Source organism: Bacillus sp. SKDU12 (assembly GCF_010093085.1).
GTDB lineage: Bacteria > Bacillota > Bacilli > Bacillales > Bacillaceae > Bacillus > Bacillus mexicanus.
This window is the reverse complement of the sequence record NZ_MSRC01000007.1, coordinates 164,584-186,074: the sequence shown is the minus strand read 5'-3', so window position 1 is coordinate 186,074 and position 21,491 is coordinate 164,584. Positions and strand designations below refer to the sequence as shown.

The following is a 21,491-nucleotide window of genomic DNA, read 5'->3' as shown; positions in this document are numbered from 1 at the left end:
CCGAATACACCAATCGACTACCTTTAAGTTACACATATAAACATGTACTTTGACATTATAATATAAGCCACCATTCAGGTCAACTAAGTGAGTTCACTTTTCCGTCATGAGTGCGGCTGCCTGTCTATATACTGGTAGAAAGGGGTTGGTAAAAAAAGATGTTAATTCTAATTAGCTTCACTGCTCTTATACTATTCTTTCTAGCAGGCATGAATATGCTTCGGAAAGGCTTAGTTTCAATGGCGTACTCAAAAATCGAAGAACATTTGCTTTTATTTACGGACCATCCGATAAAAGCGTTTCTGATCAGCATTTTATTTACAGGCATTCTTCAAAGCAGTTCAGCATTTATGGTTATTGTCATCGGCTTTGTCAGTGCAGGCGTTCTGTCTTTTAAGCGGACGATCCCAATGATTCTGGGAACAAATGTCGGGTCTACCTTTACAACTGAATTTATCGCGATCAAAATGGATGTTTTGATTTGGGTTCTTCTAATAGGCGGTTTATTGTTTTTTCTGACTGGCAAGTATCCTTTGAAACAGCTGGGCACAAGCTTCCTCGGTCTCGGCATCATCTTTTTTTGCATCAGCGGGTTCAGTCATCTTGCAGGACCGCTTACAAAGCTGAAAACGGGAGCGGAGGTTCTGCACCATGTGAACGATTCAAACTGGTCCGCTTTGCTCATCGGTATGGTGTTAACTGCCATTATTCACTCAAGCTCTGTCTGTATCGGTATTTTGATGAGCTTTATGAATGAAGGAATTATCGGACTGACACAGGCAATGAGCGTCGTGCTCGGTTCCAATATCGGGACATGCATTACAGCTGTCATGGCTGCTGTATCCGGCGGGTATGCGGCGAAACAGACAGCGTATGCCCATGTAGTGTTTAATGTGCTGGGCGTGGCTCTTGTATTTCCTTTTCTGGCGGCTGCAACCGGCTTTGTAGAACAGTTATCATCTGATCCCGCACAAAAAATTGCACATTTCAGCCTCTTTTTTAATGTGGTGACAGCTTTCTTATTTCTTCCGCTTACAAACTTGTTTTACCGTTTGATTCATTTTCTTATTCCAGCAAAATAAAAAACCGGTACATGGGGATGCACCGGTTTTTTATTAAGAAGACAAACGCATATGTTCAGTTATTTCATCCTCAACCACACGGACAAATTGTCCTTCGTTGTAAGGATAGCCTGCTTTTAGGATTTTGACTTTCACGATTTTGCCGATCATATCTTCCGTACCTTTGAAAACAACCTTCATATAGTTGTCTGTGTAACCGACAAACATATTCTCTTCTTCTGTTTCCTTATACGCTTCCTCTGGAATAATCTCAAGCACTTCATTTTCGTATTGTGAAGCATATTCTTTCGCAAGCTGGTCAGAAAGAGCAATCAAGCGGTGTACACGTTCATTTTTCACGGTTTCATCCACTTGGTCTTCCATTCGCGCAGCTGGCGTTCCTGTACGTTTGCTGTAAGGGAAAACATGCAGTTCTGAGAATTGATGTTCTTTAATAAAGTGATAGGTTTCCATAAATTCTTCTTCTGTTTCACCGGGAAATCCTACAATGACATCAGATGTAACCGCTAGGCCCGGCAGTGCTTTTTTCAGTTTGTTTAAACGGTCTGCAAAAAACTCCATCGTATATTTACGTCTCATCCGTTTAAGCACTGTATTTGACGCAGATTGAATAGGAATATGCAAATGATTAACAATCTTATCTGAGCGGTCTAAGACCTCGATCACTTCGTCTGTGATTTGGCTGGCTTCAATTGAAGAAATTCTGATTCGCTTCACGCCTTCAACCCGAGTGTCTAATTCGCTCAAAAGCTTAGCGAAGTTGTAATCTTTCATATCTTCGCCGTAGCCGCCTGTATGAATGCCTGTAAGAACAATTTCTTTATATCCTGCATCGACAAGCTGCTGCGCTTGTTTAATGACTTCTTCAGGATCGCGGGAGCGAAGCAGGCCGCGTGCCCACGGAATGATACAGAATGTGCAGAAATTATTGCAGCCCTCCTGTATTTTCAATGACGCTCTTGTCCGGTCCGTGAAAGCAGGCACGTCAAGTTCCTCATAAACTCTTGCTTTCATGATATTGCCGACACCGTTAATCGGCTGGCGTTCTTCACGGTATTGATCGATGTAGCCGAGCATTTTTTCCCGGTCCTGTGTTCCGACTACAATATCAACGCCAGGGATTGCCATAATCTCAGCAGGAGAGGTTTGCGCATAGCAGCCTGTGACACAGATGACACCGTCAGGATTTTGACGAATGGCACGTCTGATCACTTGGCGGCTTTTTTTATCTCCCGTATTTGTTACCGTACATGTATTAATAACATATACATCAGCTGTTTGTTCAAAGTCTCTTCTTTCATAGCCGGCTTCTTTGAAAAGCTGCCAGATTGCTTCTGTTTCATAATGGTTGACTTTACAGCCAAGCGTATGGAAAGCAACAGTTGCCATTACTGATCACCTCTTAATAACTCTGTTTGATAAGAAATCGCACTCAACGCGTATAGCGGAGCGGTTTCTGTCCTTAAAATTCTCGGTCCAAGGCCGCACGGCACACCGTCTTTCTCTGTGACCTGTTCAACCTCTGCTTCTGTTAACCCGCCTTCGGGACCAAATATGATCAAAAGAGATGATCCTTTCGGAAGGCTGCTAACTGCTGAGCCAAATGCGCTCATTTCACCTTGCTTCGATGACTCCTCGTATGCAACGACACATTTATCGAAATTCTGCACCCTTTGAAGAAGCTGCTGAAAAGAATGGACACCCATTACTTGAGGCACTTCGTTACGGTACGATTGTTCAGCCGCTTCCTTCGCAATTTTCGTCCATCTTTCCTGCTTTTTCTTAGCCTTCTTGTCATCCAGCTTAACAACAGAACGCGCGGCTTGGAAAGGAATAAAGGCATGAGCTCCAAGCTCAGTCCCTTTTTGGATAATCCATTCAAGCTTATCTCCTTTCGGGAGACCGCTCGCTATATAGACCTTTATCGGAAGCTCTCTGTTTTCATTCGTCCATTCTACCACAAGGCATGATACATTATCTTTGGAAACAGATTGAAGTTCACATTTTGCCTCGAAGCCGTCCTGAGAGCAGCAGACAATCTGGTCTCCCTCATTCATCCTCATCACGTTCACAATATGATGAACATCTTCGCCTGTAACCGAAAAAGCCGGCGTTTCCTCCATTTGCTGCTTCGTGAGCTCGATAAAATATCGTTGCATACGCTGTGACACCTACTAACTATTATTTTTTCGCAATTATGCTGACCCAATCTTCCATTGACAGGATTTCTACAATAGTGAAGCCAGCTTGTTCCAGTGCTTCTTTTACTTCTTGTTTTTTATGGCCGATGATCCCTGATGTAATAAAATGGCCGCCTTCTTTTAACAGGCTGTACGCTTGTGATGTAAAGCGAAGAATGACTTCAGCCAAAATGTTAGCAACAATGACATCATGTTCTCCTTCAATCCCGTCTAACAAGTTGTTTTGCTTCACTTGCGCAATTTCGCTCACCTTGTTCAGCTTGAGATTGAGACGTGCACTTTCTACAGCTACGGGATCAAGATCGTAGGCATGAACTGATTCAGCCTCAAGCATCGCAGCCGCAATACTTAAAATACCAGAACCTGTGCCGACATCAATCACCTTATCACCCTTTTGCACAATGCGTTCAAGCGCCTGAATGCAGAGTACAGTTGTCGGATGTGTTCCTGTGCCAAAGGCCATTCCCGGGTCCATTTCAATAATCAGTTCATCAGTATGAACCGGATTATATTCCTCCCAGGTTGGCACAATCGTAAATTTTTCAGAAATTTTCACAGGATGATAATACTTTTTCCAGGCAGTCGCCCACTCTTCTTCGTTCACTTCAGAAATCGTGATGTGATTTCTCCCCAAATCAATATCGTAAAGAAGCAAATTATTAATCGTTTCTTTAATGCCTTCCACCGTTTCACCTAGAAAGCTGTTAACCGGCAGGTATGCTTTAACAATGACACCCTCGTCTGGATAATCATTGGGGTCGAGCTGGTAGATTTCCCCGTACACATTCTCACGTTCTTTAATTAAATCAAGCGGGTCCTCTATCACAACCCCACTTGCACCAGCTTCATGCAATATATTTGAGATAGGTTCGACCGCTTCATGTGTTGTGTGAATGCTTAATTCGGACCATTTCAAAACTACCAACTCCTCATCCAATAATTAATCGCCTTTAAACGCGCGTTTTACCTTGTCGAAGAAACTCATTTCCTGTTCATCAGGCAGGTTTCCGCTGACTTCGGCGAATTCACGTATAATGTCTTTTTGTTTATCTGTCAGGTTTGTCGGCGTTACGACACGAACGACAATATGCTGGTCACCCTGTCCGTAGCCTCTGACATTTTGAACGCCTTTGCCTCTTAATCTGAATTTCGTTCCTGTTTGTGTACCGGCTGGAATTTTCAATTTCACTTTTCCATGCAGCGTCGGAACTTCTACTTCATCACCAAGAGCAGCCTGAGCAAACGTTAACGGCATTTCACAGTAAATATCATCGCCATCACGCTCGAAGAACTCATGAGGGCGCACGTGGAACACGACAAATAAATCCCCGGCAGGACCGCCATTTACTCCAGGTTCACCCTGTCCAGCGAGACGAAGCTGCTGCCCGTCATCCACACCGGCTGGGATTGTCACACTAATTTTTTTGCGTTTTTTGATTTTACCTTTGCCGCCGCAATCTGCACATTTGTCTTTAATGATTTTACCCGTACCTTCACAGTGGTGGCAGACCCGTCTGTTCACGACTTTTCCAAACGGCGTATTTTGCTCCACGTTTAACTGGCCGGAGCCTCCGCAGTGCGAGCACGTTTCCGGATTTGTCCCAGGTTTCGCCCCTGAGCCTTTACATGTCTCACATGTTTCCTCACGCGGAATTTCAATGGTTGTTTCTTTACCGAAAGCGGCATCCTCAAACGACAAGGTCATCGTATACTGCAAATCGGCACCTTGGCGCGGTGCGTTTGGATCTCGTCGTCTTGTGCCTCCGCCGAAAATACTTGAGAAAATATCATCGAAACCAAAACCGCCGAAATCGCCGCCGCCAAAACCTCCGCCGCCGAATCCCTGATTAGGATCTGCATGCCCAAATTGGTCGTAATGCGCACGTTTTTGATCATCTGACAGTGTTTCGTACGCTTCTTTTACCTCTTTGAATTTTTCGTCTGATCCGGCTTCTTTGTTAATATCAGGGTGGTATTTTTTTGACAGCTTCCGATAAGCCTTTTTAATTTCATCCTTTGAAGCGCTCTTGCTTACTCCCAGCACTTCGTAGTGATCACGCTTACTCATCTCGCTTCACTCTCCCGAATTTCTCACATAAATTAGATTGTATCATTTTGAATTATGATTTTTCAATTCCTTTTATCCCGGGCAAGAAAAAAAGTCAAAGCCAAGAGATGCCTGACTTTGACTTTCTAATCATTGAATCAGATTATGAAATGTGTTCTTTTCGGCCAGCCCCGAAAAGTGGGACTGGCTTTAAGAAGAACTTATTTTTTGTTTTGATCGTCGTTTACTTCTTCGTATTCAGCGTCGACAACATTGTCATCCGCTTTGCCTTCAGCGTTTGCGCCCTCTTGAGCCTGCTGTGCTTTGGCAGCTTCTTCATAAAGCTTCATAGAAAGCTCTTGAACGATTGTTTGAAGCTCATCTTTTTTCGCTTTGATGTCTTCAAATTCGTTTTTCTCAATCGCTGCTTGTAAAGCGTCTTTGGCATCGTTGGCTTTTTTCACTTGTTCTTCGTCCACTTTGCCTTCAAGATCTTTTAATGTTTTCTCAGTTTGGAAAACAAGCTGATCTGCTTCATTGCGGACTTCGATTTCTTCTTTTTTCTTCGCATCAGCGTCAGCATTTTCTTCTGCTTCTTTTACCATGCGTTCGATCTCATCATCAGAAAGACCTGAAGAAGATTTGATTGTAATGTTTTGTTCTTTTCCTGTACCTAAGTCTTTTGCTCGTACGTTTACAATACCGTTTTTGTCAATATCGAAAGAAACTTCGATTTGAGGCACGCCGCGCGGTGCTGGCGGGATATCAGTAAGCTGGAAGCGTCCGAGTGTTTTGTTGTCCGCAGACATTGGGCGCTCACCTTGAAGCACATGAATATCAACAGCTGTTTGGTTATCAGCAGCAGTTGAGAACACTTGTGATTTGCTCGTCGGGATCGTTGTGTTGCGGTCAATCAGTTTTGTGAATACGCCGCCCATTGTTTCAATACCGAGAGAAAGCGGTGTAACGTCAAGAAGAACAACGTCTTTTACGTCACCAGTAATTACGCCGCCCTGAATCGCTGCACCAAGCGCCACAACTTCATCTGGGTTTACGCCTTTATGCGCTTCTTTTCCAGTTTCTTTTTTGATCGCTTCTTGTACAGCAGGGATACGAGTTGATCCGCCGACAAGGATGACTTTGTCGATTTCGCTTGCAGAAAGTCCTGCATCTTGAAGCGCTTGACGGACAGGACCCATTGTGCGCTCTACTAAATGAGAAGAAAGCTCTTCGAATTTAGCGCGGGTTAATGTCAGTTCAAGGTGAAGCGGTCCTGCTTCTCCAGCTGTGATAAACGGTAAAGAAATTTGCGTAGAAGATACGCCGGAGAGATCTTTTTTCGCTTTTTCAGCTGCGTCTTTCAAACGTTGAAGCGCCATTTTGTCTTTTGAAAGATCAATGCCATTTTCTTTTTTGAATTCAGACACAAGGTGATCGATGATAACTTGGTCAAAATCGTCACCGCCCAGACGGTTGTCACCAGCAGTTGAACGAACTTCGAATACACCGTCGCCAAGTTCAAGGATTGACACGTCGAATGTACCGCCGCCAAGGTCGTATACAAGGATCGTTTGATCTTCATCTGTTTTGTCAAGTCCGTATGCAAGCGCTGCTGCAGTCGGCTCATTGATGATACGTTCTACTTCAAGACCTGCAATTTTACCAGCGTCTTTTGTTGCTTGACGCTCAGCATCGTTAAAGTACGCAGGAACTGTGATAACTGCTTTTGATACTGTTTCGCCAAGATAGCTTTCAGCGTATGATTTAAGGTGTTGAAGGATGATTGCAGACACTTCTTGAGGAGTGTAATCTTTCCCTTCAACCTCAACTTTATAATCAGTACCCATATGGCGTTTAACAGACATGATTGTGTTAGGGTTTGTGATAGACTGACGTTTAGCTACTTCCCCTACTTGGCGTTCGCCATTTTTGAATGCAACAACTGATGGCGTTGTGCGATTTCCTTCAGCGTTAGCAATAACTTTAGGCTCGCCGCCTTCAAGTACTGCCACACATGAGTTTGTTGTTCCTAAGTCGATTCCGATAACTTTACTCACTTGAATAACCTCCTGCTATGTAATTATTGATTTACTTTAACCATGGAAGGACGAATGACGCGATCCTTCAGCTTATAGCCTTTTTGCATTTCCTCAACAACAATGTTGGAGCCGTAGTTTTCATCTTCAGCTTGCATAACGGCTTGATGCAGATTAGGATCAAATTCTTGCCCTACAGCTTCGATAGCTTCAACGCCTTCTTTTTTCAAGGCTTCTACGAGCTGACGGTGGACCATTTCCATTCCTTGGAGCAAACTTTTCGTCTGTTCATTGTCGGCTTCTACCTGAAGCGCTCTTTCAAAGCTGTCAAGAGCCGGCAGCAAATCAGCCACGATGTTTTGCGAACGGTATTTTTGGGACGTTTCCATCTCTAGACGGCTGCGTCGTTTATAGTTTTCAAAGTCTGCTTGAACACGCAAAAGTTTGTTTTCTTTTTCTTCAAGCAAACCTTGCAATTCGTTAATTTGATGTTGAAGAGGTTCGCTTTCATTTGTTTCTTCCTGCTGTTCTTCAGCAGCAGCTTCTTCTTCAATGACTTCCTGCTCTTCTGTTTCGTTTTGTTCAACGGATTGTTTTTCTTCTGACATTGTGTTCACCTCCCTCAAAGTGTAAAGAGAAGGGCGATGCTGCCCCTCGATAAAATCAGCCATAAATACCTTATTCATCATACAAACTTGTTAATGCTTTTGACAAGTCCGAAGTCACATGCTCAAGCAGGCTGACAACCCTGGAATAATTCATGCGGGTCGGGCCGATAATTGCAATTGAGCCGATCTGCTTCTGATCAACGGAATAAGAGGCCGTAATCAAACTGCAGTTTTCCATCTCTTCATAGTCGTTCTCTTTCCCGATTTTAATCGAAATTCCCGTGTGCGGGGATTGAACGAGTTTCAAAACATCCTGTTCTTTTTCGATTAATGAGAGCAGAGAACGGACTCTGGTGATATCATGGAACTCCGGCTGGTTCAGCATATTGATTTTTCCGCCGAAAAATAATTTTTCAACGTGACTTGTGGAATGAAAGGTTGAACGAAGCGCGTCAAGTATATTGTCATAGTTTTTAATGTGCTGTCTTAGATACATGACGACTTCCTTAAATATGCGCTCATTCAGCTCATCCATTGGAACACCGCTTAAACGGTCATTCAGTATATTTACCAGTTTTTCAATATCAGACAGATCCATTTTGGCCGGGAAATTAATCGTTTTGTTTTCCACATGCCCTGTGTTGGTAACAAGGATTGCTACCGCCATATCAGGCTGAATCGGTATGATTTGAATCTGTTTAAGATAATTCTCACTCAGCTTCGGCCCGAGTACGATGGATGTATAATCCGTCAGATCGGATAAAATTTGAGCTGATTTCTGAACTGTCTTCTCCAGCTCGAAAATTTTCTCTTTGAAAATCGAGTGGATATGATCCAGATCGCTTTTTGTCAGTTTGACGGGTGACAGCAAATGGTCAACATAGTACCGATACCCTTTTTCTGACGGAACACGTCCTGAGGATGAATGGGTTTTTTCAATAAAGCCCAATTCTTCCAAGTCAGCCATCTCGTTTCTAATTGTTGCAGAGCTAAATGTGATTTCATCTTTTTTCGAAAGAGTTCTTGATCCTACCGGCTGAGCCGATTGAATAAAATCGTTGATTATGACCTGAAGGATCAGCAGCTGACGATTTGTTAACATCATCATCACCTCTGTTAGCACTCTCAATAAGCGAGTGCTAATTCTATAACAAAAGTATCAAACCACGAGAAAAATGTCAATTATAACTCACCCAAAAAAGCGCCAAAAACTTCATTCCCTAATAATTTCCCCTGATGGGTCAAACAAATGGCAGACTCCGAATTGTGAATCAGCCCTTTTTCAGTGAGGTCTTTTAATACACTTGGAAAAAGTTCATTCAGTGAACGACCGTATTTTTCTGCAAATCGTATTTTGCTGACACCGGCTGTTTTTCTCAAGCCTAAAAACATTTCTTCTTCAATTTGCTCTTCTGTTGTCACTGCATGTGTATCTCTGTACGGAAAGCCTTTTTCAGCGATCAGGTCAATGTAATGCTTGACCGGTCCGACGTTTACGGTCCGTGTGCCGCCAATATAACCATGGGCTCCTGCTCCGAAGCCGAAATATTCCTCGTTGCTCCAATAGGTCAGATTGTGCTTTGATTCCATACCTTGCTTAGCAAAGTTGCTGATTTCATATTGATGAATGCCTTGAGCTTCCATACGGCTCATCACCATTTCATACATTTCGGCTTCCTGCTCCTGCGGCGGAAGGTGAAGCCGTCCTTTTTGCATCAAATTATAAAACACCGTTTTCGGTTCTACAATGAGAGAGTATACGGAATAATGCTCCGCATCCAACGATAAGGCAGTGTTTAAAGAATGATCCAGATGCTTCAGAGTTTGTCCCGGAAGCCCGAACATTAAATCAAGACTGATGTTGTCAAAACCTATTTTCCGCGCTCTTTCAAAAGAGGCAAATACATCTTTTTGTTTGTGCACCCGGCCGATTTTTTCTAATAGATCGTCTTCGAACGTTTGGACACCAAAGCTGAGGCGATTGACACCGGCTTCTTTTAATATGTTTAATTTCTCTGCGGACAGGTCGTCGGGATTGGCCTCAACTGCAAACTCCGTTAAAGAGCTTGAGGGCTTCAGCACTCGGATGATCATGTCCATCAGCTTTTTGAGTTGTTCCTCAGAAAGAGAGGTCGGCGTGCCTCCTCCGATAAAGATCGTTTGGAGATCAGGCTGTCCTGTTTTCGTTATTGTATTTATCATTTCCTGTTCAAGCGCGTTTAAATACTCATCAACAGGCTGGCTTTGAATAAAATATTTATTGAAATCGCAGTAGTGGCAAATGTGCTCACAAAACGGGATATGGATATAAGCTGATTTCAACGTATTCACCTTCTTTACAGAAAGAAGCCGCAGTACAAGACTGCGGCGGCTTCTATTATTTTTTCGGACTGTCGTCCATTTTCAGGACTGCCATAAATGCTTCTTGCGGCACTTCAACTGAGCCGACTTGCTTCATTCGGCGTTTTCCTTCTTTTTGTTTCTCAAGAAGTTTCCGTTTACGGGAGATATCCCCGCCGTAACACTTAGCCAATACGTTTTTGCGCATCGCTTTTATCGTAGAACGCGCCACGATTTTCTGGCCGATTGCCGCTTGAATCGGTACTTCAAAGTGCTGACGCGGGATAAGCTCTTTCAGCTTCTCAACGATCACTTTTCCTCGTTCATACGCGTAATCACGATGCACGATAAAGGATAGGGCATCGATTTTTTCTCCGTTCAGCATAATGTCCATTTTGACAAGCTGAGACGGTTTGTAGCCAATCAGCTCATAGTCAAAGGACGCGTAGCCTTTTGTGCTTGATTTAAGCTGGTCAAAAAATTCATAGACGATCTCTGCCAACGGCATATCATAGACAATACTGACACGGTTTGCGTCTAAATATTGCATATCAATAAAATTACCCCGTTTTCCTTGGCAAAGCTCCATTACAGCGCCGACATAATCATTCGGCACCATCATTGTCGCTTTCACATACGGTTCCTCAATTCTTTCGATCTTTTGAGGGTCAGGCATGTTGGATGGGTTGTCGACAACAACCTTTTCGCCGTCTGTCATATACACGTCATAAATAACGCTTGGTGCTGTCGTAATCAGGTCGATCTTGAACTCACGCTCTATCCGTTCCTGAATGATTTCCATGTGAAGCATGCCTAAAAATCCGCAGCGAAATCCGAATCCAAGCGCCTGTGACGTTTCCGCTTCATATTGAAGGGAGGAATCATTCAGCTCAAGTTTTTCAAGCGCTTCTCTTAAATCATTATATTTTGCTGTATCAATCGGATACAAACCGCAGTACACCATCGGATTGAGCTTGCGGTATCCCGGCAGTGCTTCGTCTGCAGGTTTAGCAGCGCCCGTTATCGTATCACCGACACGTGTATCACCGACATTTTTGATTGAAGCAGTCAGGAAGCCTACGTCACCGACTGTCAGTTCATCTGTCGGAGTCGCTTTCGGCGTGAATACACCGACTTCTGTTACTTCGAATTCTTTGCCGGTTGCCATCATTTTGATTTTTTGTCCCGGCTTTACCGTTCCTTCAACGACTCTGATATACGCCACGACACCGCGGTAGGCGTCATAAAGCGAGTCGAAGATCAGCGCTTTGAGCGGCGCCTCCGGATCTCCTGTCGGTGCTGGCACCTTTTCTACGATCTGTTCTAAAATTTCCTCAATTCCAATACCGGCTTTTGCTGAAGCAAGAACCGCTTCTGATGCATCAAGACCGATGACGTCCTCTACCTCTTGGCGCACACGTTCAGGCTCTGCGCTCGGAAGATCGATTTTGTTAATGACTGGCAAAATTTCAAGGTCATTGTCAAGCGCTAAGTAAACATTGGCAAGCGTCTGCGCTTCAATTCCCTGTGCCGCGTCCACGACAAGAATCGCTCCTTCGCAGGCAGCAAGGCTTCGTGATACTTCATACGTAAAGTCGACGTGCCCCGGCGTATCAATCAGATGGAAAATATATTCCTCTCCGTCTTTTGCTTTGTATGTAAGCTGAACAGAGTTTAACTTAATCGTTATGCCCCGCTCACGTTCAAGATCCATAGAATCGAGCAATTGTTCTTTCATTTCTCGTTGAGTGATTGCCGACGTTTTTTCTAAAATACGATCCGCTAAGGTCGATTTCCCGTGGTCAATATGGGCAATGATAGAGAAATTCCGTATTCTCGACTGCCTCTCTAAACGCTTTTCTTTATCTGTCACAATCTATCACTCCTACTATTAAACGCAAAATACACTAGCTTAGATTATATCAATAGGATTGTAAAGATTCAATGTAAAACAAGAAAGAGAAAAGTTCCCTGTCATCTCTGGGCTGCTTTTCTCTTTCGCGACCTATTGATTCATATCCCGTATCCATTCATACATTGACTTTGCTGAGTTGGTCACAGTATCGGAAAGCGTTTTGCCAGCTTTAGAGAACATATTGAACGTTTCCACCTGTTCCAGCTCTTTTTGTTTTTCTTCTAAATCTTTCGCAGTGACTGTTTCCCCTAGGATTGAGGCTTCCTTTTCATTATTTTCCCCGTCGGTGAGCATGAACGCTCCCTTAAGTGACGGGTCTTGATAGCCTTTCATACTGAGCATCCCATTATTCGCCTGCTGCATGCCGAACAGAACACCTAAAAACATGAGCGTGACAAGCAGCAGGCATTTGCCAAAGTAAATCAAATCAACCACCTATTTCTTATTGTTTTTTCGTCTCGCCGCTCTCCGCGTTGACCTTTTCCGCATCCCAGTACATTTCGCTGAATACGTCCGCGGCTGCGTCAGCCGCACGCTGCAGCTCTTCGAGATTATTATCTACTCCGCCAAATTCGAGCAAAAGCGCTCTGTCAGTTAAGTCCTGATTGTAAACACCGTTATCGCCTGGCGAGCCTTTTGAAAAGACACCTGTGCTGAGTCCGGGATATTTTTTCTCCATCAGCTTATGAAGCTCACTCGCAATTTTATAGTTTTCTTCGAAGTTTTTGCTTTTTTTGCCGACGACAAAAGAGACCCGGGCATAGGTTTTTCCCTTAACCGTTGCCGTCGTATCTTTTTTGCGCCTTGAGTCTCTATGGATGTCAATGATGTACTGCAGATTTTTGTTTGAAGCAAGCGCATCTTTCACGACCGGCTTTGATTCATCATAGGATCTGGCATAGTTTAATCCTTTTTTGTTCAGCTTCGCCTGTATATCGGTTTTGTTCACTGTTGCTCCAATGCCTTGGGCTTCAAGCGCTTTTCCGAGCATCTCTCCTACAAGCGTGACGTTGGCTTTAGAATGGCGCGCCATATCAGGATCTGTTTCTCCTTTTAATAGAGGAAGATACGACTCCGTATTGTGTGTGTGATAGATAAAGATTACCTTTTTATCACCAGTCGTTTGTTTCGGCGGATCTTTTTGCGCGTTGTCTGATTGTGTTTGCTGTTTTTCTATCACTGCCAAATTGGCTTCTCTCTCCTCCTCCATCACTTTAGACGGCGGCGGAGATTCCGCAGGCATATTTGTATAGTCTGTACCTTGTCCAGCTAACAGAATTTCGGTATCAAATTGTGCAAATCCCGGCAGCTCCCGGCCGAGAAAACTTCGCGGATCTTCGAGGTTGATGCTTGTCGCCAGCTTCAAAGAAAGACGCGAGAGATGAAATGAGCTGTCAGCTTGAGAAAGATCAGAAGCGAAATAATGATTCTCCATTCGCAGCAAGTGTGCAAACACGTCACCCGGCAATTCTTCAGCAATTCCGTAAAAAGAGTCGGACGACGGTCTGAGCTCCGGCCGGAGAGACGTCAGCACACCGGATAGAACAAAAATCACGATAAGGCTGGCGATAAATAGAAAGATGGCTTTTACCGCTTTCCTGCCATTTACCGCAACAACAATTTGTCTGTTTCTGCGTTTGTTTCTCATTGAATCCCTCCAGCGCTTGTCTAGTTATTACTCTATGAACAAGCTAGAGGAAGTAGAACTTGTTTAGTGATTATAGGAGCCTTTGTTTTCTTGTGACACTTTGTCATGAAGCGCTGTATTCAATCCGTTCGCCAGCACATTTGCCATATCATCGATAAATGAATCAACTTCCTTCGGCGTAACCATTAAATTGTGCCCTAATGGCGAAAGAACCTCGTGAATGAGCTGGCGTTTTTCATTTTCTTCAAGGGTCCCGACAATGCCGAGGAACGATTGCCGCTGCTTTTCATCGGGAAGATCGTCTTCAGTGAGCACTTTCTTTTTCCCAAACGTCATGCCGGCCGGAACAAGCGATCTTGACGGACTGTTATCTTTCATTTCTCTGCCAAAATGTTTTAATATGTAGTCCACCGTATCGCTGGCGATTGTTACGGCATCAACGACCGTCGGCACTCCGATGGCAATGACCGGCACGCCGAGCGTGTCTTTGCTTAAATCTTTTCGTTTATTCCCCACACCAGATCCTGGATGAATGCCTGTATCGGATATTTGAATGGTTGTGTTGACCCTTTCCACCGCCCGCGCCGCCAATGCATCAATGGCAATGACAAAATCAGGCTTCGATTGCTCAATCACACCTTTTATAATGTCGCTTGTTTCGATTCCCGTAATCCCCATCACTCCTGGCGCAAATGCACTGACAGGCCTGTAGCCCTCCTGCACGTTTTCCGGCTGAAGCTTAAATAAGTGCCTTGTGACCAATAGACTTTCTACAGCCATCGGGCCCAATGCATCAGGTGTCACGTTCCAGTTGCCGAGACCAACAATCAAGCAGCTCGCATCTTTTGAGATTTTAAGGTTTTCAAGAAAAGCCGAGAATTCCTCCGCAAAGACAGCAGAAATCTTTTCCTGCATTTCCGAATCATTCTCTCTGATCCCTTGCGCCTCAAGCGTTAAATAGCGCCCTTCTTTTTTTCCAGAAAGCTCAGCGCCTTCCTTTGTAATATCAACTGTGCGAATTTTAATGCCACCGCGGTCGCGTTCCTTTTCAATAAAACCTTTAATTTCTTTTACCGGCACAGCCTGCTGATTGGCCATCGCTTCCTTCGTTTCGACCGCTAGATCGGTACGTACCAAATACTGATTCACATCCAGCTCATTATTTTTCATCAGGGGGCCTCCTTCATATTCAATACCTATATCGTTGCCATTTGCTGAATAAATCATGCGAAAAAGAGATCCTTCAACGAAAAATACTTTACATTTATATTGCAATCTAAAGGTGTGTTTGATAGAATACAATTTGTTCTATTGTGAAGAAGATTTAACCTTAAGACACTGTGCTACAGGTTGTATCTTAGGAGGTGAAACACATGCCAAACATTAAATCAGCGATTAAACGTACAAAAACAAACAACGAACGCCGCGTTCATAACGCGACAATCAAATCTGCTATGCGTACTGCAATCAAACAAGTTGAAGCTTCTGTTGCCAACAACGAAGCAGACAAAGCGAAAACTGCTCTTACTGAAGCAGCTAAACGTATTGATAAAGCAGTGAAAACAGGTCTTGTACACAAAAATACCGCAGCTCGTTACAAATCAAAACTAGCGAAAAAAGTGAACGGACTTTCTGCATAATATAAAAACGATCCTCAATAATGGGGATCGTTTTTTTCATTCCTTTTTAACAGCTGTAAAAGGAACAGTTCAAGCAAGAGCTGCTTGTCCTTTTTTCCGGTTTTCATCTCATAGTCCATCACAGCTAGCTGCTCAATAATTGACCGGAGCTCAGCCTCTGAAAAAAGCCTTGCTTGATCCATCGCCAGTTTCACCCGAAATGGATGAACTTTTAAATTAGAAGCGATTTGCTTTTGCCCGTATCCTTGTTCCGCAAAGTACTTTGTCTGCAGGATCAGCCGGAATTGGTTCGAAATAAGCGCCATAATTTTGATCGGTTCTTCATTTTGTTTGAGCAAATCATAAAAAATTTGCAGACTCTCTGTTCGTTTCCGGTTGACAATTTTATTAATCAACTCAAAAATATTTTGTTCAAGGCTTCTGGCAACAAGCATTTTCACATCATCCAGGGTAATTTCTTCGCGATCTCCAATAAATGTGCAGAGCTTTTGAATCTCTTGAAAAATCGATGACAGATGTCCGTTCACAAGCAGAACCAGATGCTCTGCAGCCTCAGTGCCGATTGTTTTCTGCTCGGTTTTTGCAAGGTTGACAGTAAAATCTGTCGTTTCCTTCGCGTTTAATTCCTTCGCCTCCATCATAAAGGCGTGCTTCTTTAACGCTTTCGTCAATTTTTTTCGCTCATCAAGCTTTTCATACGGCGCAAGCAGGACAAAGACCGTGTAAGGCGCAGGCGATTGTATATATGCTTCAAGCGCACTGACATTGTGCTCCATTTTTTCTTTTTTCTTTTCACCTGTTAAAAAAGATGGATTTTTCACAATGACAAGACGCCGCTCCCCCATAAATGGGAATGTTTCAGCATCTTCAATTGCTTGATCCAGTGGGTCCTCTTCCAGATCAAAAACGGATAGATTAAAATCCTTTGTCTCCTGCTCAATGACCGTCTGTCTGATCCTGCTGACGGTTTCTTGCAGCAGGTATGTCTCTTTTCCGTATAAACAATAAACCGGATGGACATCGCCTTTATTCAGGCTTTTCCACACATCAAATACCATTGTTGTACGACTTCCTCTCATTCATCATCCTCTTCTATCCTAAATTGTGTTGGCAAAATAGTAAAGAGGAAGCCTGACCGCTGCTTCCCCATTTATATTAAACGCCTGTTCGCAAGCCCCCGGGACAGCTTGTAAAAAGGCGATAATCACCAGAACAGAAAACGTTACCATAGCTTCTAGATTTTTCAAAACGATTCCATTATACTTAAATCAGTCAGGAGGGATAAAGTTGAATGATTTTGAAAAAAACGTTCAAAGCAAACGAAATGATGCTGTAGATTCAGCTGTTGGTTTTGTTGTGTCCTTCGGATTTTTCGCCTTCTTGTTTGTCATGGCAACGGTTATTCACCTAGTTGGTTCATAACAGCGACTGCCCGGGCTGCTGATTTCTCGGCAGTCTTTTTTAGTTCGTCTCTGTTATATCTGATGTATCATATGGAGGATAGACAGAAAAGGTTCCAACTCTGTTTTTATATCGATATTGGATCGTTCCCTTTTGGTCGGTGCGGAGTGCGCGGATGGAATTCCTCTGTAATATTTGCAGAACTTCTTGATGAGGATGTTGGTACCGGTTGTTTTCCCCGACCGAGATAATGGCCGTTTCTGGCTGAAGCCGTTTGATGAATTCTTCACTGGTAGAACCTTTGCTTCCATGGTGCCCGACCTTTAATATGTCTGCTTTTATATTTGGAAGCACGTTCATGATCTCTTGTTCCCCGTCTTTCTCCAGATCACCTGTCAAAATCCAGCTCATACTGCCCGTTTGCATCCAGAGAACGAGAGAAGAATTATTTTTGCTTGCCGGATCAGGTGCTTCCGGTGACAGGACTTGAAACTGCAAATCCTTTATTTGCATCACATCGCCTCGCTTCACCTCTTCAATCGGCACTCCTTCCTCTCTGGCTGCCTGTAACACTTTCTCGTCTTTCGGTCCAGAAACGAACCCTTTCGGTATCACGAGGCGCTTTATTTTATGATGCTTCAGCAAAGTCTCTGCCTCTCCTATATGATCTTGGTCAGCATGTGTCAGAATTAAAGCGTCAAGCTGTTTGATTCCCTTGGCAGTTAAAAATGGAATCAGCACCTTTTCCCCCAGTGAAAATGGATGCTGCTTTTCCCGCCAGGGCTCTGATGAGTAAGACAAGGTGCCTCCTGTATCAATTAAGACGCGCCCTCGTTGATGCGGTGCACCTACAAACATGCTGTCACCCTGTCCAATATCAATCATATCAACCTCTCCTTCAGAACTAAAACGCGGATAAAAAAAGAGCAGACAGAGCACTGCACAGCAAAGACCTCCAGTAATCGCCAACTGCGAAAAGGAACGTTTTTCAATCGCCAGAAACAATAAAATGATCGTGACCGTGAACAAAAAGAGCAGAGCAGGTGCAGGACGTGCAATCATGAGCATAAACGCATCAATCTCAGCAATTTTTGTGATCAGCTTGTTGGTCCAGCTTATCAATAAATCAAACCAGTTGAAGAACAATCGGCCGGCTGAAGCAGAAAGGCTTAATAGAAAAACACCTGCTATAGCCCCCGGCAAAACACAGAATGTATAAAAAGGAACCATCACCATGTTCATTGGTATACTAATCATAGAAAACTGCTGGAAATGGTGCAGAAGAATAGGAAGTGAGCCTAGCTGAGCGATCATCGATCCGATTGCCAGCTGGCCTAAAAGGGTTTTGACATGTTGAAAAATAGAAGCGGAAAGGATTAAAGAAAAACTGACTGCGAATGACAGCTGGAAACCAGCTTCGAAGAGGTGGTAGGGATTGAACAGCAAGAGAATAATATACGAAAGGCAGATTGCACCGGCTGAATGCACGCGATATCTCAGGAGGCTTCCAGCTAAGTAAATCCCCGACATCAGAGCGGCGCGGAGCACTGAAGGAGCAGCGCCTGTCAGCATCACATAGAGCGGCAGTAATAGCAGCAGCAGAAATGACGCCTTTTCTCTTGTCATACCGATACGGATCATGATGTAAAACAAACCAGCTATCAAAATGCCGACATGGAGTCCTGAAATCGCCAAGAGATGGATGACACCGAGCTTTTGATACGCGTTAAGCACTTCGTCCTCCACATAAAATCTGTCACCGACTGTAAGTGCTTGTACGATTCCTGCCGACTCAGGAGGCAGCAGACCGTTTGTGAATGATACGATGTATTTTCTCACACCGAGCAGCTTATGCCTGACATTTTCAGGTTCGCTGCAATTTACAATCGATGTAACAGAATAGTTCCAGTGAATATGCTGCCGGTAAAGATAATTGTGATAATCATATGTGCCCGGCACAGTTGCATGTTTAGGCATTTCCAACGAACCAGTCAATTGACATGACATACCTGGTTCTATATATGACAGCCTGCCTTTTTCATCCTCAGACTGAATGCGGTGCGAAGCGGCCCATTTTTCGCCATCTGGCGTCTTAACCACCATAGACATACGGTCTCCGTCAATTTTAGGAATACTGTTAATCACTGCCTTAAATTGATAGGTGCCCTGCTGATAGGAAGAGACATTTCTGGAATCTGTAACTGTATACAAGACAAAAAACAATAGAAAAGAGAAAAAACAAACAAAAATGAGAAGAGCGTGCCTCGTTTTGATGAAAATGATGAGGAGAAGGAGGAAGAAAAGAAAAACAGCAGAGAAATAAGCGGCGGCAGTAATTCCAGCCGTTGCTGAAGCTGCCGCCAAAGGCAATATTAAACGCGCGTTACGCATCAATCACACATAGCTCGTGAAAAGTGTATTCGCCTGTTCATGTATCTTTTTCAAATCTTCCTCTGCAAGACCGGCATCTGCCAGTTTTTCTAAAAGACCCGCTATAAATGAAAGCTTTTCTCTGTTTTTCAGATCAACGATCATTTCATCGAGCTCCACTTGTTCAACAGTTACACCGGCCTGTGCAAATAATTCCTGTGCGTACGGATTTGTTTTGTAATCCTCAGCATAATAAACCGTTTTGATACCAGCTTGAATAATAGATTTGCAGCATTGAATGCACGGATAATGCGTCACATAAATCTCCGCTCCATCAGTCGGCACCCCGAACTTTGAGCATTGAAGGATTGCATTCATTTCAGCGTGAATCGTTCTTGCACAATGACCATCTATCATTAAACACCCTTCGTCTGCACAATGCACGCCGCCCGCTATTGAACCGTTATAGCCTCCTGCAATCATACGTTTGTCTCTGACTATAGTAGCGCCGACAGACAATCTCGGGCAGGTGCTGCGCAGCGCCAGTAAATGGCTTTGAGCCATAAAGTATTGATTCCATGAAATTCGTTCCACGTTGTTCCCTCCAAATGTTGTGTTGCCTGACCTTTAGTTTACCTATCATAATGCATGACCGTCAAATCACTTTACAGTAATGGAAGACTTTATTTTTTCGAATGACTTTTCACCTATTCCCGAAACCTTTGTCATATCTTCAATTGTCTGGAAACGTCCGTTTTCTTCCCGGTATGCTATAATCGCTTCAGCTTTGGATGGTCCCACCCCTGAAATGCCCTGTAATTCCTCTAATGTTGCTGTATTGATATTTACCAGCGCTCCCTTCCTTTCACCGCTTTGATCAGATCCTGAGGTAGCTTGCTGCACTGCTGTTTCCTCTCCCTTTTTCGGAATGTATACTACTGTCCCGTCCTGCAGAACCTCCGCTAAATTCACTTGCACTTCATCTGCTTGTTCACCGGCCCCTCCTGCTTTCTCAATTGCCTGCGATACTCTGTCCCCTGTTCGCATTTCATAAACGCCAGGATGCCGGACAGCACCTTTGATATCTATCACAATTGTTTCGCTTGAGTCCTTTTTAACTGTTTTTTTCTTCGCCTCTATATTTTCTGTCTCAGTTGATATAGTCTGCTTTACCGGCTCTTTGTTTTTATCGGTGCCAAAGAAAAAAATAACCGCTATGAAAATAGCCAAAGAAGCAGTTAAACTAATTGCTTTCTTATGCTGATTCAACCATTTCATCGTGCATGTTCCCCGCTTTCGTCATATTTTATTTTCATAACACATATCGTGTTTAGAGGATAATAGCCAAAGGAGGGGAAACCATTGAAAATAGGCTTTATCGGCACAGGCAATATGGGTACGATCCTTATAGAATCATTTATTGAATCAAACGCAGCCGATCCCTCAAACATCACAATCACAAACCGCACAATTGAAAAAGCGCTGCACATCAAAAAGCGCTACAACAGTATAAACGTAACAGAAAGTCTGGAAGAGCTTGTTTCTGAAAACGAAATGATTTTTATTTGTGTGAAGCCGCTTGATATACATCCTTTACTAGCAAGAATGTACCCTTATTTAAGAAAAGACCATATTCTCATTTCAATTACAAGCCCAGTTCAAACTGAACAGCTCGAACAGTATGTGCCGTGCCAAGTGGCTCGTGTGATCCCTAGTATTACGAACAGAGCGCTGGCAGGCGTTTCTCTCGTCACTTTCGGCATAAGCTGCGGAGAATCTTCTAAAACGAAAATCAATGGGCTGATGAGACATATCTCCCATCCGCTCCAAATTGAAAGTGACATCACGAGGGTGGCATCAGATATCGTCAGCTGCGGTCCGGCTTTTATGAGCTATTTGATTCAGCGGTTTATAGATGCAGCCGTGGCGGAAACGTCAGTGTCCAAACAGGACGCTATTCTGATGTGTAAGGAAATGCTTGTCGGAATGGGGAAACTGTTAGAAACCGAATTATATACCTTGCCCACGTTACAGGAAAAAGTCTGCGTCAAGGGCGGTGTGACAGGAGAAGGCATTAAAGCGCTGGAAAGCGGTGTGCAGGATATGTTTCATCGGGTATTTCAAAATACTCATGTGAAGTACGAGGAAGATATATCCGCAGTGAAGAAACAGTTTCATGTGTAGACCGAGTATGCCATCCTTT

The 21,491-nt window shown here is 43.7% G+C and carries 21 protein-coding genes; 4 read left to right on the top strand and 17 right to left on the bottom strand.

What is annotated here, in order from left to right:
- Nucleotides 1–158 precede the first annotated feature (158 nt).
- On the top strand, nt 159–1,082 hold the full coding sequence (locus tag BTW01_RS07385; protein WP_162102366.1) for a Na/Pi symporter: 924 nt from the start codon (nt 159–161) through the stop codon (nt 1,080–1,082).
- A gap of 33 nt (nt 1,083–1,115) precedes the next feature.
- Here the strand turns inward: BTW01_RS07385 and mtaB are convergent, their stop codons facing one another.
- From mtaB to gpr, 12 genes are all read right to left on the bottom strand, one after another.
- The gene (gene mtaB, locus BTW01_RS07380; protein ID WP_162102365.1) at nt 1,116–2,471 is read right to left on the bottom strand and encodes a tRNA (N(6)-L-threonylcarbamoyladenosine(37)-C(2))-methylthiotransferase MtaB; all 1,356 of its coding nucleotides are present in this window, start codon (nt 2,469–2,471) and stop codon (nt 1,116–1,118) included.
- The gene (locus BTW01_RS07375; protein ID WP_162102364.1) at nt 2,471–3,241 is read right to left on the bottom strand and encodes a 16S rRNA (uracil(1498)-N(3))-methyltransferase; all 771 of its coding nucleotides are present in this window, start codon (nt 3,239–3,241) and stop codon (nt 2,471–2,473) included. Before BTW01_RS07375 ends, mtaB begins: the two co-directional genes overlap by 1 nt.
- Before the next feature lie 22 nt (nt 3,242–3,263).
- Nucleotides 3,264–4,199, bottom strand: coding sequence for a 50S ribosomal protein L11 methyltransferase (gene prmA, locus BTW01_RS07370; protein WP_162102363.1), 936 nt, complete (start codon nt 4,197–4,199; stop codon nt 3,264–3,266).
- A gap of 24 nt (nt 4,200–4,223) precedes the next feature.
- Complete coding sequence (gene dnaJ / locus BTW01_RS07365; RefSeq protein ID WP_162102362.1) at nt 4,224–5,351, bottom strand: molecular chaperone DnaJ; 1,128 nt, start codon at nt 5,349–5,351, stop codon at nt 4,224–4,226.
- 200 nt (nt 5,352–5,551) lie between these two features.
- Nucleotides 5,552–7,387 (bottom strand): molecular chaperone DnaK, encoded by a 1,836-nt coding sequence (gene dnaK / locus BTW01_RS07360; protein ID WP_162102361.1) that lies wholly within the window; start codon nt 7,385–7,387, stop codon nt 5,552–5,554.
- Nucleotides 7,388–7,410: 23 nt separating this feature from the next.
- Entirely contained in the window at nt 7,411–7,974 is a 564-nt protein-coding gene (grpE, locus tag BTW01_RS07355) for a nucleotide exchange factor GrpE (RefSeq protein ID WP_162102360.1), read from the bottom strand.
- A gap of 70 nt (nt 7,975–8,044) precedes the next feature.
- Nucleotides 8,045–9,076, bottom strand: a complete 1,032-nt coding sequence (gene hrcA, locus BTW01_RS07350) for a heat-inducible transcriptional repressor HrcA (protein WP_162102359.1) — start codon at nt 9,074–9,076, stop codon at nt 8,045–8,047.
- A gap of 80 nt (nt 9,077–9,156) precedes the next feature.
- Nucleotides 9,157–10,296 carry a radical SAM family heme chaperone HemW gene (gene hemW, locus BTW01_RS07345; RefSeq protein WP_162102358.1) on the bottom strand — a complete coding sequence of 380 codons (1,140 nt, stop codon included), beginning with the start codon at nt 10,294–10,296 and terminating at the stop codon, nt 9,157–9,159.
- A 55-nt stretch (nt 10,297–10,351) separates the two neighbouring features.
- A complete protein-coding gene (gene lepA, locus BTW01_RS07340; protein WP_162102357.1) occupies nt 10,352–12,187 on the bottom strand; it encodes a translation elongation factor 4 in 1,836 nt (611 codons plus the stop codon).
- Nucleotides 12,188–12,319: 132 nt separating this feature from the next.
- Complete coding sequence (locus tag BTW01_RS07335) at nt 12,320–12,655, bottom strand: YqxA family protein (protein WP_225493890.1); 336 nt, start codon at nt 12,653–12,655, stop codon at nt 12,320–12,322.
- A gap of 16 nt (nt 12,656–12,671) precedes the next feature.
- Nucleotides 12,672–13,877 carry a spore autolysin SpoIIP gene (gene spoIIP / locus BTW01_RS07330; protein WP_162102355.1) on the bottom strand — a complete coding sequence of 402 codons (1,206 nt, stop codon included), beginning with the start codon at nt 13,875–13,877 and terminating at the stop codon, nt 12,672–12,674.
- A gap of 63 nt (nt 13,878–13,940) precedes the next feature.
- A complete protein-coding gene (gpr, locus tag BTW01_RS07325; protein WP_162102354.1) occupies nt 13,941–15,047 on the bottom strand; it encodes a GPR endopeptidase in 1,107 nt (368 codons plus the stop codon).
- A 203-nt stretch (nt 15,048–15,250) separates the two neighbouring features.
- Here gpr and rpsT point away from each other — a divergent pair, with 203 nt between their 5' ends.
- The gene (gene rpsT, locus BTW01_RS07320) at nt 15,251–15,517 is read left to right on the top strand and encodes a 30S ribosomal protein S20 (protein WP_162102353.1); all 267 of its coding nucleotides are present in this window, start codon (nt 15,251–15,253) and stop codon (nt 15,515–15,517) included.
- Nucleotides 15,518–15,531: 14 nt separating this feature from the next.
- On the opposite strand, the gene holA is transcribed toward rpsT, so the two are convergent.
- Nucleotides 15,532–16,575, bottom strand: coding sequence for a DNA polymerase III subunit delta (gene holA / locus BTW01_RS07315; RefSeq protein ID WP_162102806.1), 1,044 nt, complete (start codon nt 16,573–16,575; stop codon nt 15,532–15,534).
- A 39-nt stretch (nt 16,576–16,614) separates the two neighbouring features.
- On the bottom strand, nt 16,615–16,764 hold the full coding sequence (locus BTW01_RS07310; RefSeq protein ID WP_162102352.1) for a hypothetical protein: 150 nt from the start codon (nt 16,762–16,764) through the stop codon (nt 16,615–16,617).
- A 40-nt stretch (nt 16,765–16,804) separates the two neighbouring features.
- On the opposite strand from BTW01_RS07310, the gene BTW01_RS07305 reads away from it, so the two are divergent.
- On the top strand, nt 16,805–16,939 hold the full coding sequence (locus tag BTW01_RS07305) for a YqzM family protein (RefSeq protein WP_003229983.1): 135 nt from the start codon (nt 16,805–16,807) through the stop codon (nt 16,937–16,939).
- 39 nt (nt 16,940–16,978) lie between these two features.
- Here the strand turns inward: BTW01_RS07305 and BTW01_RS07300 are convergent, their stop codons facing one another.
- The 3 genes from BTW01_RS07300 to BTW01_RS07290 form a co-directional block, all read right to left on the bottom strand.
- Nucleotides 16,979–19,309, bottom strand: a complete 2,331-nt coding sequence (locus tag BTW01_RS07300; protein WP_162102805.1) for a DNA internalization-related competence protein ComEC/Rec2 — start codon at nt 19,307–19,309, stop codon at nt 16,979–16,981.
- Nucleotides 19,310–19,312: 3 nt separating this feature from the next.
- The gene (locus BTW01_RS07295; protein ID WP_162102351.1) at nt 19,313–19,882 is read right to left on the bottom strand and encodes a ComE operon protein 2; all 570 of its coding nucleotides are present in this window, start codon (nt 19,880–19,882) and stop codon (nt 19,313–19,315) included.
- Between the two features lie 66 nt (nt 19,883–19,948).
- Complete coding sequence (locus BTW01_RS07290; protein ID WP_162102350.1) at nt 19,949–20,566, bottom strand: helix-hairpin-helix domain-containing protein; 618 nt, start codon at nt 20,564–20,566, stop codon at nt 19,949–19,951.
- Between the two features lie 84 nt (nt 20,567–20,650).
- Between BTW01_RS07290 and comER the strand changes: the two genes are divergently transcribed.
- Nucleotides 20,651–21,472 (top strand): late competence protein ComER, encoded by an 822-nt coding sequence (gene comER, locus BTW01_RS07285; protein ID WP_162102349.1) that lies wholly within the window; start codon nt 20,651–20,653, stop codon nt 21,470–21,472.
- Nucleotides 21,473–21,491 lie beyond the last annotated feature (19 nt).